At 68.9% G+C, this 15,259-nt stretch carries 9 protein-coding genes; 3 read left to right on the forward strand and 6 right to left on the reverse strand.

Features of this window, described 5'->3' with window-relative positions; all coding sequences use genetic code 11:
- The first annotated feature begins 47 nt into the window (after window positions 1-47).
- From recC to recD, 3 genes are read left to right on the forward strand one after another with little or no spacing between them, the layout of a single operon-like run.
- Window positions 48-3,392, forward strand: a complete 3,345-nt coding sequence (recC, locus tag V9K93_RS18500) for an exodeoxyribonuclease V subunit gamma (protein ID WP_337302998.1) — start codon at window positions 48-50, stop codon at window positions 3,390-3,392.
- The gene (recB, locus tag V9K93_RS18505) at window positions 3,389-7,069 is read left to right on the forward strand and encodes an exodeoxyribonuclease V subunit beta (RefSeq protein ID WP_046983820.1); all 3,681 of its coding nucleotides are present in this window, start codon (window positions 3,389-3,391) and stop codon (window positions 7,067-7,069) included. The genes recC and recB overlap by 4 nt, the downstream gene beginning before the upstream one ends.
- Window positions 7,066-8,946 carry an exodeoxyribonuclease V subunit alpha gene (gene recD / locus V9K93_RS18510; RefSeq protein ID WP_337302992.1) on the forward strand — a complete coding sequence of 627 codons (1,881 nt, stop codon included), beginning with the start codon at window positions 7,066-7,068 and terminating at the stop codon, window positions 8,944-8,946. Before recB ends, recD begins: the two co-directional genes overlap by 4 nt.
- A 106-nt stretch (window positions 8,947-9,052) precedes the next feature.
- Here the strand turns inward: recD and V9K93_RS18515 are convergent, their stop codons facing one another.
- The 6 genes from V9K93_RS18515 to V9K93_RS18540 form a co-directional block, all read right to left on the reverse strand.
- The gene (locus V9K93_RS18515; protein WP_046988844.1) at window positions 9,053-9,451 is read right to left on the reverse strand and encodes a hypothetical protein; all 399 of its coding nucleotides are present in this window, start codon (window positions 9,449-9,451) and stop codon (window positions 9,053-9,055) included.
- A gap of 94 nt (window positions 9,452-9,545) precedes the next feature.
- A complete protein-coding gene (locus tag V9K93_RS18520) occupies window positions 9,546-11,585 on the reverse strand; it encodes an FUSC family protein (RefSeq protein WP_337302993.1) in 2,040 nt (679 codons plus the stop codon).
- Between the two features lie 3 nt (window positions 11,586-11,588).
- Window positions 11,589-13,049, reverse strand: a complete 1,461-nt coding sequence (locus V9K93_RS18525) for an efflux transporter outer membrane subunit (RefSeq protein WP_337302994.1) — start codon at window positions 13,047-13,049, stop codon at window positions 11,589-11,591.
- On the reverse strand, window positions 13,046-13,963 hold the full coding sequence (locus V9K93_RS18530; protein WP_337302995.1) for an efflux RND transporter periplasmic adaptor subunit: 918 nt from the start codon (window positions 13,961-13,963) through the stop codon (window positions 13,046-13,048). The genes V9K93_RS18525 and V9K93_RS18530 overlap by 4 nt, the downstream gene beginning before the upstream one ends.
- Window positions 13,960-14,169 carry a DUF1656 domain-containing protein gene (locus tag V9K93_RS18535; RefSeq protein WP_010487502.1) on the reverse strand — a complete coding sequence of 70 codons (210 nt, stop codon included), beginning with the start codon at window positions 14,167-14,169 and terminating at the stop codon, window positions 13,960-13,962. The genes V9K93_RS18530 and V9K93_RS18535 overlap by 4 nt, the downstream gene beginning before the upstream one ends.
- Before the next feature lie 108 nt (window positions 14,170-14,277).
- The gene (locus V9K93_RS18540) at window positions 14,278-14,733 is read right to left on the reverse strand and encodes a MarR family winged helix-turn-helix transcriptional regulator (RefSeq protein WP_012481667.1); all 456 of its coding nucleotides are present in this window, start codon (window positions 14,731-14,733) and stop codon (window positions 14,278-14,280) included.
- Window positions 14,734-15,259 lie beyond the last annotated feature (526 nt).

The raw sequence follows: 15,259 nt of genomic DNA on the forward strand, positions 1-15,259 counted from the left end.
TGGCCCGGATCATTGAATACTGCGTGCCGTGCTGCACACTGTGCACGATGAGTGACCCGGGCAGCGATTTCCGCCTCTACCATTCCAACTCCCTGGACGTGCTGGCCGCGCTGCTGGCGCGCAACGTGCGTGCGCCGGTATCTGGCCAGCCGTTGCTGGCACCGGAAGTGGTGCTGATCCCGCAGGTGGCGATGCGGCGTTGGCTGCAAGCGACACTGGCGGCTGAGTTTGGCGTTGCCGCCAATCTTGAATTCCTGACCCCGGGCGAGTTCGTGGCCCGTGCGCTGAAGGCCAATGTCAGCGGCGAGCAGGACGACCTGGACGCGGCCGGCCTGCACTGGAAGCTGTACCAGGCACTGCGTGACCCGGTACTGCTGGCACAGCCCCCGATGCGCGCGCTGCAGTCCTATCTTGCCGGTGGCGACGCGTTGAAACCGTGGGCGCTGGCCGGCGAGCTGGCCTCGGTGTTCGAGAAGTACCAGGCCTGGCGTCGTGACTGGCTGCTGCGCTGGGCCGCCGGTGCCGATCCGGCCGACCCGCAGGCGATCCTGTGGCGCACCATCACCCACGGCCACGACTATCGCGCGCGCCGCATCCAGGAATACCTGGACCGCTTCGAGGGTGCCGGTAAGCCGCTGCCGCAGGGCTTGCCGCTGCGCATGTCCGCGTTTGCGACGCTCAACATCTCGCCCGACGTGCTGCGGGTGATGGCCACCCAGGCGCGTGTCGGCGAGCTGCACTTCTATATGCCCACCCCGGTGCAGTCGTACTGGGGCGATCTGCAGACCCTGGCCGAGCGCCTGCGCAGCGGCGCGCCGGACCCGTTCGGCGAGGCCGCAGGCGAGAACCGCCTGCTGGAAGCCTGGGGCGCGGCGGGCCGCGACTTCATGGCGGTGCTGGGCAGCTACGAGGTGGTGCACCCGGCCGGCGAGATTGCGGCCTATTCCGATCCGGAGGAGGACACACGCCCGAGCCTGGACCAGGGCGGCCTGTCCGATAGCCTGCTGCATCGCCTGCAGCGCGATCTGTTCCACCGCCGCGCGCTGCCCTCGGGCGAGCTGCGCGACGGGCTGCGCAGCGACGACCCCAGCCTGCAGGTGCACGCCTGCCACACCCGCCTGCGTGAGCTGCAGGTGCTGCACGACCAGCTGCGCAGCCTGCTGCAGGACCCGCGCTTCGACCCGCCGCTGCAGGCGCGCGAGATCGCGGTGCTGGCGCCGGACATCGATCCCTACGTGCCGTACCTGGAAGCGGTGTTCGGCGGCCGTGGTGGCGAGGAGGAGCACATCCCCTATGCGCTGGCCGACAGCAGCCCGCTTGCAGGTGAACCACTTGCCGATGTGTTCGTGCACCTGCTGGGGCTGCCGGTATCGCGATTCGGGCTCAATGAAGTGCTGGACCTGCTGGCCAGTGCACCGCTGGCCGAAGCGGCTGGGCTGGAAGCGGTGGACTTCGACCGCCTGCATGGCTGGCTGCAGCAGGCCGGTGCACGCTGGGGCCTGGATGCGAAGCACCGCCACCAGCACCAGGCGCCGGCCGACGACGCCTACACCTGGCAGTTCGCGCTGGACCGCCTGGTACTCGGTCACGCCACCGGCAGCGAGACCGACCTGGCCGGCGTGGCGCCGTGGATCGAGCTGGAAGGGGGTGCGCTGGAAGCGCTGGACCGGCTGCTGCGCCTGCTGCGCGTGCTGGCGATCTACCAGCGTCGCCTCGGCGAGCTGCTGACCCCGGCGCAGTGGCGGCAGCGGCTGCTGTCGCTGCTCGATGCACTGTTGCCCACCGCGCCCAGCTCGCCCAACAGCCAGCGCGCGCTGGAGCGCCTGCGCAAGCTGCTCAACCAGTTTGCCGACGATGCCGCCAAGGCCGGTTTCGAAGACGGCGTGCCGCCGGAGGTAGTGCGTTCGCACTTCGCCGGTGCGCTGGGCGAGGCCGATACGCGCGCACCGCTGCTGACCGGTGGCATCAGTTTCGGCCGCATGGTGCCGATGCGCCTGCTGCCATTCCGGGTGATCTGCGTGCTGGGCCTCAATGACGGTGATTTCCCGCGCCGTGACCCGGCTGCCGGTCTCAACCAGCTCACCGCCGAGCTGGATACGCCGCGCCGCCGTCCGGGCGACCGCTCCACGCGCGAGGACGACCGCTTCCTGTTCCTGCAGCTGTTCGCCGCCGCGCAGGAGGTGTTCTATCTCAGCTATCTCGGCGCCGATCCGCGCGATGGAAGCGTGCGCGAGCCGTCGGTGCTGGTCAGCGAACTGATCGATGCCGCCGCTGCGTATCACCTCGATCCGCCTCTGGCGGTCCGCGACTTCGCCGTGCGCCACGCACTGCAGCCGTTCTCGCCAGCCGCGTTTGGTGATGGCGATCCACGCCGCTTCAGCTATCGCCGCCAGTGGCATCCGGCGGCCGGTCGCCTCACCGGCCAGCGTGGTGGACTGCAGCCGTGGTTCGATGCACCGTTGCCACCGCCGCTCGACGATGCGGTGGAAGACGAGGTCGCGCTCGATACCCTGCGCCGTTTCCTGTGCGATCCGGCCGGGCAGTTCCTGGCGCAGTCGCTGGGCCTGCGCCTGGCTGACGAGGTCGAGGAGGTCGATGACCTGGAACCGCTGGTGCTGTCTTCGCGTGGCCCGGAAAAGCGCAGTGTGCAGGCGGCGGTGGTGCGCGCTACGCTCAGTGGCGATATCGAGCCGTTGTACCCGCGCTTGCGCGCACGCGGCCTGCTGCCCTCGGGTCCATTGGGCGAGCGCCAGTTCGAGGTGGAGCAGTTGAAGACGCGCCCGTATGCCAGTGCATTGCTGGGCTGGATGCAGGGCGAACCACTGGAAAGCCGTCGCTATGAGGTGGAGATCGATGGCGTGCGCCTGCATGGCCGCGTGGCCGATCGACATCCCGAAGGGCTGGTACGCCTGCGCGCCGGCACGCTCAATGGCAACGCAGTGATCCGTCAGGGCCTGGACTGGCTGCTGGCCAACGCCGCCGGCGACGCATTGCGCCTCGTGCAGTTCCACGATGGCGGCGATGCCGGTCCGGGCCCACATGTGCTGCCGGCACTGAGCGTTCCCGCTGCACGGGCGGCGCTGCGTGCACTGCTGCAGCTGCGCCAGCGTGGCCTGCGTGAACCGCTGCGCTTTGCCCCGTATACCGGCTGGGTGCTGTACAACGCGCCGGCAGAAAAACAGCGCAGCGAAGGCTGGAAGCAGTGGCACGGCAGCGACCGCAGCTGGGGTGAAGCCAGCAGCGACGCCTGGCAGCTGCTGCTGCGTGGCGCCGACCCGTTCGCCACCGATGCCAGCTATGCCGACCTGCTGCGCAACAGCCAAGTGGTCTTCAGCGCGGTGCGCGAAGGCCGCACCCTCGGCGCCGAAGCACGCCAGGAGGGCGGCGCATGAACACCGCCATCGCCGAAGACGGCATCGAATCCCTCAACCGCGATCCCTATCTGGCCCTGCCGCTGGACGGCATCCGCCTCATCGAAGCCAGCGCCGGCACCGGCAAGACCTTCACCCTGGCCACGCTGTTCACCCGGCTGGTGGTGGAGCAGGGCCTGCGTATCGGCCAGATCCTGGCAGTGACCTTCACCGATGCCGCCACCCAGGAACTGCGCAAGCGCATCCGCGAGCGCCTGGCGCTGGCCGCGCGCCTGGTCGATCTGGAAGCGGCCGAGGGTGAAGCACCGGACGTGCGATTGACCCGCGAGGTACTGCAGCGCCATCTACAGGTCGGAACCGAGAGCGCGGCCGCATTGAAGCGACGCCTGCAGGTGGCCGCCGATGAGATCGACCTGGCTTCGATCTTCACCATCCACGGCTTCTGCACCCGCGTGCTGCGTGAGCATGCGCTGGAAAGCGGCCATACCTTTGATCCGCCGGAACTGCTGGCCAGCGATCGTGAACTGCTGGAGGAGCTGGCCGCTGACCTGTGGCGCGTGCATGCCAACGACCCGGCCACGCTGGAGCCGCTGACCTGGCTGTGGTCCAACCCGGATGCGCTGGCCGCCGATCTGCGCGCGCTGCTGGCTGCGCCGCCACTGCACCCATTGCCACAGGCGGTGGCGCTGGCCGATCCACACCCGGCATTGCAGTGCGCGGCGGAAGCACTGTCGGCAAGCGTGCGCGAGCATGGCGAGCAGTTCTTCATCGACCTCTGCGATGCCGTCGACAACAAGTGGATCAACGGGGTGTCCTACAAGCTGGGCTGGCTGCACCCGCTGGGCCGGCAGCTGCTGGCCTGGGCCGAGCGTGCCGACCCGCGCGAACTTCTGGCCAGCGAACGCCTGCCAGCACTGCTGCCGGATGTACTGGCCGAAAAGACCAACAAGAAATTCCCCGATCGCACGCCGTCGTCGCCATTGCAGGCGCCGTTGGCGCGCTATGTCGCGCTGCTGGCCGAACGCGATGCCTGGTTGCGTGCCACTGCATTAAATTTCCTGCACGTGCTTCGCGCCGAAGCCACGCAGCGGCTGCAGGCGCTGAAGCGCACGCGCCGGGTGCAGACCTACGACGATCTGATCGATGGCGTGGCGGTGGCGCTGGAAGGCCCGCAACGGCTGCCACTGGTGAAACAACTGCGCGCGCAGTACCGCATCGCGCTGGTCGATGAGTTCCAGGACACCGACGACCGCCAGTGGGGCATCTTCCACACCGTGTTCGGCGATTCGCCGGAGGTACGCGAGCTCGGCCTGGCACCGGCGCTGTTCCTGATCGGCGACCCCAAGCAGGCGATCTATGGTTTCCGCGGCGGCGATATCCATACTTACCTGAAGGCCAGGCAGGTGGCGCAGCAGGCGCCTGTGCTGGACCAGAACTTCCGCTCGCGCCCGGCTGTGCTGCGTGCGCTGCAGGCGCTGTACGACAACGGTGGTGAGGACGCCTTCCTCGAACGCGACATCCAGTTCGAGCCGGTGCGGCCCGGTGGCGTGCGTATCGATACGGACTATCTGCGCAACGGTGATGCCGCCGTGGCGCTGACCCTGCGCGTGCTGCGCAGTGGCGGTGACAAGGCAATGAGTGCCGATGCCTCGCGCGATGCGGCCACCCAGGCCTGCGTGGCCGCGATCCATCAGACCCTGGTCGCTGCGCGGGCCGGCAATGCCGTGTTGCGTGGGCGCCCGGTGCAGCCTGGTGACATCGCGGTGCTGGTGCGCTCGCATCGCGAGGCCACCCTGGTACAGCGCGCGCTGGCCGCGGTCGGCATTCCCGCGGTGGCAGCCGGCAAGCAGAGCCTGTTCGCCACCGCTGAAGCGCGCGATCTTCGTGCGCTGCTGCTGGCACTGCTGCAACCCGCCGACGAAGGCCGCCTGCGTGCGGTGCTGGCCACCGTGCTGCTTGGCCAGCGGGCAAGTGCGATCGCCGCGATGGAACGCGAGGGCGACCTGCAACGCGAGTTCCAGGCGCGGCTGCTGCATTGGCGCGAGCGCTGGCAACGCGGCGGGCCGTTCGCGGTGATTGCCGATGTCTGCGCCGCACAGGGCGAACGCCTGCTGGCGCTGATCGACGGCGAGCGCCGTCTGACCAATTACCTGCAACTGGGTGAACTGCTGCAGGAAGCCTCGGCGCAGGCGCTGGGCATGCACGGCCTGCTGGACTGGCTGCAGGGGCAGATGGCCAGCGCCGACCAGGATGACGAGCAACAGCTGCTGCGCTTGGAATCGGACGCGCGCCGCGTGCAGATCATAACCCTGCACAAGAGCAAGGGCTTGGAGTATCCGCTGGTGTTCCTGCCGTTTGTCGGCATCGACGGTGGCGCACCGAACACTGCCTCGCACTGCACGGTGCATGTGGGCGGCCAGCGCCAGCTGCACTGGAAGCTGGACAGGGACGAGGCCTGGGAAGCGGCGAGTGCCCAGCGCGAGCGTGAGCAGCGTGCCGAGGATGCGCGCCTGCTGTATGTGGGACTGACCCGTGCCGAGCATGCGCTGTGGATCGCAGTGGGCGATCTGGCGGGGCTCGGCAAGACGCGTCTGGCGCCGCTGCTGGGTGACCTGCAGGCGCTGCGCTCGCACGCCGATGTGTACATCGATGACAGTGAGGCACCGTCCTCGCTGCCACCGCTGGCGGCCGAAGTGGAAGGTGACCTTCCGGCGGTGCGTGCCCTGACCCGGCGCGTACCGCACGATTGGTGGGTGTACAGCTTCACCCAGCTCGCCCATGCCGATGCCGGCGCGGGCAGTGATATCGAAGCCGCCGCGACCGAGCTGCCGGCGCCCGCTGCTGACGAACCCGCTGGCCCGGAACTGCCACTGGAACCGGCGTTGCCGGAAGCCGCGGCGGCGGCCGAGGACAGCACACCGATCGACCCGCGCTTCATGGGCAGTCGTTTCGGCAACGTGCTGCACGAAGCCATGGAGAACGTCGATTTCGCTGCCTGGGGTGATTGGCAGCCCGGCCAACAAGCGCCAGAAGGCCAGGCCGAGGTGCTGCGCAAGGCGCTGCACGATGAGGGCTATGCCGATGCCGATCTGGACGATGGCGTGGCGGTGCTGGTGCCGCTGGTCGGCCACACGCTGACCGTACCGCTGCCCGAAGGCGGCGCGCTGCACAGTCTGGGCGAAGGCGAGCGCCGCGCGGAAATCGACTTCCATTTCGCCATCGAACCGACGACGGTGCCGGCGCTGCTGCAGGTGCTGCATGCGCACGGTGTTTCCAGCACGCGACGCGGCTTCGGCCAGCGCCGCCGGTTGGAAGGGCTGATGACCGGCATGATCGACCTGACCTATGTGCGCGACGGGCGCTGGTACGTGCTCGACTACAAGTCCAACCGCCTGCCTGGTTACAGCCCGGACCTGCTGGCCATTGCCATGCGCCACAGCGAGTACGACCTGCAGGCGCTGATCTACACCGTGGCCCTGCATCGCTGGCTGCGTTTCCGCCTGGGTGCGGCCTACGACTACGAGCGCGACATGGGCGGCATCCGCTATCTGTTCTGCCGCGGCCTGGATGCCGCCGGCAACGGTGTGCATGTGGACCGCTTCCCGTTGGCGCTGGTGGATGCCCTGGATGCGTTGTTCGCCGGTGGCGAACAGGCCCAGGCCGAACTGGCCGCGCGTGCCCGTGGAGCCGGCGCATGAGCCTGTTGAAGGAGCTGCACAAGAAAGGCTTGCTACGCACCCTCGACCATGCATTGGCGACCAGCCTGCAGCGGCTGCGCGACGACACGCCCGAGAGTGTGGCACTGGCGGCCGCCCTGGCTTCTTTGGCGGTATCGCAGGGACACGCAGCGTTCGATCCGGCACATCCGCAGCGGTTGCTGGAAGGCGTTCCCGAGTGGCCTGCCGCGCAGGACTGGCTGGCACAGTTGCGCGCATCGCCCTGGATCGCGACGCCGGAGCAGGCCGACGCCATCGCCGAGGATGCACCGCTGGTGCTGGAAAACGGGTTGCTCTACCTGCGCCGCTACCGTGAGTACGAGCGTCAGCTGGCGGCTGGGCTGCAGCGCATCGGCCGACATCCGCTGCCGGCGCCGGACATGGCAGCGTTGGCGCCGTTGTTCGCGCAGCTGTTCCCACAGGCACTGGGCGGCGAGGATCACCAGGCACGCGCCGCCGGCGTGACCCTGCGCCATCCGCTGGCGCTGGTCACCGGCGGCCCCGGCACCGGCAAAACCACCACCATCGCGCGCCTGTTGCTGCTGCTGGCCGCGCAGGCCCGGCAGGCCGGCCAGCCGCTTCCCGAGGTGGCGCTGGCTGCGCCTACCGGGCGCGCCGCCGAGCGCATGGCCGAGAGCCTGCGCGTGGCCGTGCAAAGGCTGCAGGAACAAGGACTGGACCCGGCGTTGTGCACGGCGCTGCCCAGTACCGGCACCACCCTGCATCGCCTGCTCGGCGTGATTCCCGATTCACCGCGCTTCCGCCATCACGCCGATAACCCGTTGCCGGTGGACGTGGTCGTGGTCGACGAAGCCTCGATGATCGATCTGCCGATGATGGCCAAGCTGGTCGATGCGATCGACAGCGGCACCCGGCTGATCCTGCTCGGCGATCCCGACCAGCTGCCGTCGGTCGAAGCCGGCGACGTGCTCAGCGCGATCCTGCGTGCCAGCGGCGACGGCATCGGCACCCGTGCCGACGACGCGCAGGCGTTGCACGGCCTGCTGGCGCCGGCCACCTTGCAGCCGCAGGCCTCGCCACGCGCCTTCGCCGGCCGCCGCGTGCAGCTGCAGCGCGGTTACCGGCAGAGCGATGCGCTGGACCTGGCACCGCTGGCACATGCCGTGCGCGAGGGCGACAGCAGCACCGCGCTGCAGCTGCTGCGCAGTGGTGAACTGGCCGGCGTGCATTTCCACGAAGGCGAAGCCGATCCGCTGCGTGGCCAGCGTGAGCACCTGCTGGGCCATTGGCGCGCGCTGGCCGACACCGCCGATCCGGTACGGGCCCTGCAGCAGGCGGGTCGCCTGCGCGTGCTGACCGCCTTGCGCGAAGGCCCGCAGGGCGCGCGCGGGCTCAACAGCCGTATCGAACAGCTGCTGGCCGGCAACACCCCCGGCTACTTCCAGGGCCGCCTGCTGCTGGTCACCGAGAACAGCTACCGGCATCGCCTGTTCAACGGCGATATCGGCATCTGCCTGCGTGATGGCAGCGGCGCGATGGTGGCCTGGTTCCCCGGCGACAGCGTCGATCAGCCGCGCGCCTTCCACCCGGCCGCACTGCCCGCGCACGAAAGCGCCTTCGCGATGACCGTGCACAAGGCGCAGGGCTCGGAGTTCGACGAAGTGTGGTTGCAGCTGCCGCGCCAGGACAGCCGCGTGCTGTCGCGCGAACTGGTCTACACCGGCCTGACCCGCGCCCGTCAGGTCCTGCATATGGCCGGCAGTGCCGACGTGCTGCAGGCCGCGCTGAAGCGCCACGCCAGCCGGTTGGGTGGCCTGGCCTGGCGACTGGGTGCGGAAGCGGTGGTCGAAAAATCGGCGCGTACTGAACAGCCTACGGTGCAGGGCACATTGTTCTGAATCGGGGTCGGATCCCGTTCCCAATGGGAACGGGCTCTGACCTTCGTCGCCGAGGCACGCGTGCTCCGGGTCAGAGCCCTCCCTCCGGGAGGGGTCCGACCCTGCGTCATTCCGCGATCAGTACCAGCCCATCGGGGAACACGATCGCCGCTTCGTCCGCACTGACATCGAAGAACCCCACGCCGTGCTTCTCGGCCAGGTCCTGCACGCGGCCATGCGCGCGCTCGGCCACCGAATAGGCGAATGCACCGTAGATCACCTGACTACCGATGCTGTACTCGGTCACCTCGGCACGATCATCGTCGTCATTGCTCAACGGCCCGTTCATTGGCGGGAACTCCTGCGCCATCTCCGCGAACCACGCCTGCAACGCGGGACTGCTGACCACTGGGTCGTCGTACTCGTGGCGCTCGTTCCACTGCGTCTGCTTCTCGAACCAGGCGATGAAGGCCGCGGCCTCGCGTGGGGCGGCACTGGCCTCGAACACCATCATGTCGTAACTCATTGAACCGTCCTGTTGCAGCGGCAGGGTCGGATCCCTCTCTGCAGGAGAGGGCTCTGACCCCTGCGCGGAGTCTGTGGTCGCACAGGGTATCGCGCTACGGCTGTGCGTCCGCACTCATCGCCAGCCCCGGCGCCAATGCCTTCGCCTCCGGGAACAGCGCGAAGCGCAGGCCGATCAGGCCCATCAGGGCTTCATCGCGGGCCTTGCAGGCAGCCACGCTGCCGACCCGGCCCAGCGAGGTATCCAGCCGCTCGCGCAGCGCTTCGGCCGCCACAATCGGCTTGCGCGCGGCAATCTGTCGCCGGTAGTGCACGGCCACTTCTTCCAGGATGTGCTCGACCGCTTCGCGGCTGCGCTCGGGCAGTTCCAGTCGCGCGCGGCGCAGCTGCAGGATGTTCAGGCCGATGCGCGCTTCGTTGAGCATATCCACCGAGGCGATGTCGCTGCCCTCCGGCGTCGCCGCCAGTCGTGGGGCGAGCAGGCCCAGCAGGTCGAGCATGCGTGCGGCGAAGCGCTGCCGATCCTGCTGGCCCCGCCCCTCGGCGGCTTCGGCCAGCGTGGTCCAGCCCTGCCGCACCAGTCGGCGTGCGGTCCACTCGGCACCCACCGAACGGAACAGGCGGGTCATCACCACCGCAAAACCAATGCCGATGAACATCGCGATCGACGAGTTGAGGAAGGTCTGGATGTTGGCGCTGTAGGTGTTCTGCAGGCTCAGCAGCGCGGCCAGGTTCACCGTCAGCGGCAGTGCGAACAGCGCGCTCTTCGGATGGTGCAGCATCAGCCCCAGCGGCAGGAACGCAACCGCCAGCACCAGTGCCAGCAGGCCAAAGTCGTGCACCGCCGGGAACACGCCGAACAGGTACACACCGGCCACCACCGAGGCAACCATCGCCCACACCAGGAACGACACCATGCTCGGTGCCGGGTCGTCCTGTGCGGCGAAGAACGCGGCGGTCACCGCGGCCATCATCGCGCCGTTGCCGCCGCCTTCCCAACCCAGGCCGATCCACAGCACGCAGTAGCTCATCAGCGCCACGCCGGCGCTGAGCGCGGAGAACAGCGCCATGCCGTAGTCGACGTGCTTGTCGGCGGGCACTCGTTCGGTGCGGATGCGGTAGTGCGCGCGGTCCAGCGGCGCAGTGCCGTGGTCGATCGTATGCTGCAGGGTACGGCAGTCCTGCCACAGGTCCACCAGCTCCTCCAGGCGCAGCAGCAGGCTGGCCAGCTGCAGATGCTGCAGGTCGCGGTCCACCTGCGGCTTCAGTGCGCTGATGCGCGCGCGCAGGCGGGCGTACTCGCTGGCGTTGGTCGGCCCGTCCAGCCAGTCGTGGATGTCATCGACCAGCGCCGGCAGGCCTTCGGGCAGGGCGTGGCCATCGCTGCGCAGCGCGCTCAGGCGGTCGGCAATCGAGGACAGCACCGGCAACAGCAGCAGCATGCGCTCGCGCAGGCGCTCCATCGACACCGCCGAACCGGCATGGCGCGGATCATCACGGCGCAGGAATTCGATCAGCGCCTCGAACTGCACCAGGTCGGCGGCCAGCCGGTTGCGTGGCGCATGCGCGCGGCCACGTTCAAGGATCTGCCGGCACCACTGCGCGGCGTCCTCCATCCAGTTGCCGATGCGCGCGCGCAGCATCGGGCGTACCGAGGCCGGGAACAGCAGCGAAGCAAAGAGCACTGCCACCACCGTGCCGAGGATGATCTCCTCGCTGCGTGCCACCACCGTGTCGAAGATGGTTTCCGGCGAGGTCACTGCCGGGAAGCCGATGAAGGCGGTGGTGTAGCCGGCCAGCAGGAATGCGTAACCGCGCGGGCCACGGTTGAGCAGGGCCATGAACAGGCAGCCGGCCAGCCAGATCGACATCGCCGCGCTCAGCACCAGCGGCGTTTCCACCAGCGCCGGCAGCACCAGCAGGGTGGCCAGGCCCGCCACCAGCGTGCCGACGATGCGGTACACGCCCTTGGCCCGGGTGGGGCCGAGCAGCGGTTGGCTGACGATGTACACCGTGCCCATCGCCCAGTACGGGCGCGACAGGTTGCCGGCCATGGCGATGTACAGCGCGGCTACCGCAGCCAGGTAGGTCTTGATCGAGAACAGCCAGGCCTGGCGGTCGGTCAGCGCGTTCATGGCTTACTTCGCTGCGGTCGGGGCGTTGGGCGCGGCGGCGCTGGCCTGCCAGCCACCACCCAGCACCAGGAACAGGTGGATCTGGTCGCGCGAGACCTGCGCTTCGGCGGCGGCCAGGGTGGCGTCGCTGGTGGCCAGGCTGCGGTCGGCATCCAGACTGGACAGGTACGGCGTGCGGCCGCCCTGGTACAGCCGGCGGTTCTGCTCGGCGGCCAGCGCGGCCTGCTCCTGCGCGATGCGCAGCGACTGCAACCGGCGCAGGTCCTGCGCATAGCGATCCAGCGCGGTCTGGGTCTCGCGCAGCGCCTGCAGCACGGTGTGGTCGAACTCGGCCAGGGCTGCATCGGCACCCGCCTCGGCGGCGTGGATGCGCGCATGCGTGCCCGAGGACGGCAGCGTCCACGAGATCAACGGGCCGATCGACCACTGCTGGGTCATCGGCGTGCCGAAGTCTTCCAGCAGGCCGGCGGCACCGAGCGAGGCACCCAGGCGGATGTCCGGGTACAGTTCGGCAGTGGCGACACCAATCCGCGCCGTGGCCGAGGCCAGCTTGCGCTCGGCCTGGCGCACGTCCGGGCGACGCTGCAGCAGCGCACGGCCATCACCGACCGGCAGCGGCTGCGCCAGGCTGGGGGCATGTGCACAGTCGATCACGCCGGCCGGCAGCTGACCCGGGGTCTGCCCGAGCAGGGCGGCCAGCGAATAGGCAGCGGCCGAGCGCTGCGCATGCAGCGGTGGCAGTGCGGCTTCCAGCAGCGCCACCTGCGCATTGGCGCGGGCCAGTTCCGGCGGTGTGCCGCGGCCAGCCGCGATCAGGCGCTCGGTGACCGTACGGCTGCGCTGCTGCAATTGCAGGGAATGCTCGGCCACGTGCAGCTCGTGGTTGGCGTGGCAGATTTCCAGATAGCTGTCCGCCACCTGCGCGACCACGCTGACCTGGGCCAGATCGCGTGCTGCGGCGACCGACTGCTCGTCGGCACGCGCCGCTTCGGCGCCGCGCTTGAGCTTGCCGAACAGGTCGAACTGGTAGCTGACCGCGAACTTGCCATCGGCCAGGTTGATCACCGGCAGTTCGTGCTCCTGCAGGAACGATTCGGCCGACAGCTGTGCGCGGCTGACCCCGGCCTCGGCCTCGTACTCGAAGCCGCCAGCGTCCAGCGCCTGCTCGTACACCGCCGCAGCGCGACGCAGATGCGCATTGGCGGCCTTCAGTTCAACGTTGTCTCGCAGCGCCTGGGTGATCAGGCCTTCCAGTACCGGGTCGTTGTACAGCGACCACCAGCGTGCCGGCAGCGCCTGGTTGGCAGCCACTTCGGGGTTGTGGGTATCGATGAACGCGGCATTCGCTTGCGGCCGCTTGAACGCCGAGCCCTCGGGCAATGCGTAATCCGGGCCGACGGTTCTGCACGCAGCCAGGCTGGCCAGCGCGACGATCAGGCCAAGGCGGGGCAGGGCGGCGTTCACAGGCCCGCCTGTGTCGGCGCAGCGCCGGCCTTCTTGTTCTGCACGTGGCGGCCGGTATCCACGGTCACCGTGGCGGTGCGCCCGGCGATCAGCTCCACGCCGGCAGGCACCTCGTCGATGGCGATGCGCACCGGGATGCGCTGCGCCAGCCGCACCCAGTCGAAGGCCGGGGTCACGTTCGGCAGCAGGGTGCTGCCATTGCTGCGGTAGCGATCCTCGATGCCGGCGGCGATGCTCTCGACATGGCCGTGCAGAGGGGTGTCTTCGCCCATCAGGCGGATGTCCACGCGCTGCCCCGGGGCCACGCCGCGCAGGCGGGTTTCCTCGAAGTAGCCATCGATGCGGAACGAACCGGTATCCAGCAGCGCCAGCACCGGCTTGCCGGCCACCACGTAGTCGCCCACGCGCATGGTGCGGTCGTTGACCCGGCCATTGGCCGGTGCACGCACTTCGGTGCGGGCCAGGTTGAGTTCGGCCAGGTCGACCGCGGCCTGTGCGGTGGCCAATGCGGCCTGTGCGGCCTGCAGCTTGGCGCGGCGTACTTCGGCATCCTCGGCGGCGACCAGGTCCTGCAGGCTGCGATCACGCCCGATCTCGCGGCGCAGCTGCGCTACCGATGCCTGGCGTTCGGCCAGGCTGGCGCGGCTCTGTTCCAGCGCGATGCGGTAGCGCGCCCGATCAATCACGAACAGCAGATCGCCCTTCTTCACCGCCTGGTTGTCGGCCACCTGCACTGTTTCCACCAAGCCGGACACATCCGGTGCGACCTGCACCACGTCGGCGCCGACATGGGCGTCGCGGGTCCATGGCTCATCCATGTAGTAGACCCACAGCTGGCGCAGCACCAGCAGGGCGACGATCACGGCTGCGCTGGTGAGCAGCACCGGCAGGGTCTTCTTCACGATCTTGTTCACGATTGCATCCAACGCAGAAGGTGGAACAGCAGGCCAAGCACGATCCCGTACAGGGCCAGGTTGAACAGCGCCGGGTGCCATACATGGCGATAGGCGCCGGCACGCTGCAGCAGCGCGTGCAGGCCGCTGTTGACCAGATAGGCCAACAACATCAACCCGAGCAGGGTCGGGACGAACACTCCGTGGAGACTGAATTCACCGGGCATCGGTAGGGGCGGGGGCGAGGTGGGGGAGGGGAGGAACAACGAAACAACGGCAACGGGTAAAAGCCGCTGGCGTGTGAACGGCAGCGGCGGTACTCGGGGGCAGCGGTCTTACGTGATGCGGTCGGCGGCCTCGGCCAGCAGGCGCCATGCCTTCAGCACGGCGTGCAGTTCATCCATGGAAAGCTCGCCGAACACGTCCTGGCGCAGGCCGATCAACTGGTCTTCCAGCTCGCTGACCAGCGCGTGGCCGGCGTCGGTCAGCCACAACAGGTTGGCGCGGCGGTCGCTGGCGTCGCTCTCGCGGCGGACCAGGTCGCTGGCGCACAGCTTGTCCAGCAGGCGGACCAGGGAAGGCCCCTCCATGCCCAGCTGCTGGGCCAGCGCCACCTGGCGGATGCCACCCCCCGAGCGGCCGATCATCAGCAGCGGCATGGTGCAGGCGGTGGAGATGCCATAGCTGCCGAGCCGGCTGTCGGCCAGGCGCTGCCACTGCCGCCCTGCGTACAGCAGGCCGGAGCTGAGCTGCATCTGCAGCACGGTGCGCTCGTCGAGGGGTCGGTCCATAAGAGATAGATAGGATACTACTAATTTCATTCCTATCAATGGGTTTTTCTGAATGGGCGGGGTGCAGTGAGGAAAGCGTTGCGCCTGCTGGCTATCGGCTGGGGTGGCGGAGGGCCGGACGGGGCAGGGCACGCTGCAAGTACCCCTCCGGGGCCCGGCCCAGCCGCTGGCGGCTGGGCGATCGGTCGCTTGCGAAGCAGTGCTTCGCAAGCAAAGCGCCCTCACCCATGTAAGCTCGATCGGCGCATCCATGCGCCTCACGGCCCTGCCCCGTCCGGCCCTCCGCCACCCCACCCCACATCCCGCGAGCGCGGAGGGTTGGCTCTTTAAAGGCAAGGGCAGAAGCAGTGCGGACCAAGGTCCGCACCCACCAGGGCAGTGGCGCGAGCCGTTTCCGAAGCCATGAACCCCAGCTTTTGACCCCGCTTTCGGGCGGTCCGGCCGCGCCCGCAGGAAACCGTCAAGGAGGGGGAGGGGGGGCTGCGCAGGACCGTTGGCGCCATGGATGGCGCCATCGAGCCCCCAT

Source organism: Stenotrophomonas sp. CCNWLW162, from assembly GCF_037203745.1.
Classification (GTDB): Bacteria; Pseudomonadota; Gammaproteobacteria; order Xanthomonadales; family Xanthomonadaceae; genus Stenotrophomonas; species Stenotrophomonas maltophilia_AQ.

Coding starts and splice junctions, on each gene's coding strand:
- recC (WP_337302998.1), top strand. CDS start 48: ATGAGTGACCCGGGCAGCGATTTCCGCCTCTACCATTCCAACTCCCTG.
- recB (WP_046983820.1), top strand. CDS start 3,389: ATGAACACCGCCATCGCCGAAGACGGCATCGAATCCCTCAACCGCGAT.
- recD (WP_337302992.1), top strand. CDS start 7,066: ATGAGCCTGTTGAAGGAGCTGCACAAGAAAGGCTTGCTACGCACCCTC.
- V9K93_RS18515 (WP_046988844.1), bottom strand. CDS start 9,451: ATGAGTTACGACATGATGGTGTTCGAGGCCAGTGCCGCCCCACGCGAG.
- V9K93_RS18520 (WP_337302993.1), bottom strand. CDS start 11,585: ATGAACGCGCTGACCGACCGCCAGGCCTGGCTGTTCTCGATCAAGACC.
- V9K93_RS18535 (WP_010487502.1), bottom strand. CDS start 14,169: ATGCCCGGTGAATTCAGTCTCCACGGAGTGTTCGTCCCGACCCTGCTC.
- V9K93_RS18540 (WP_012481667.1), bottom strand. CDS start 14,733: ATGGACCGACCCCTCGACGAGCGCACCGTGCTGCAGATGCAGCTCAGC.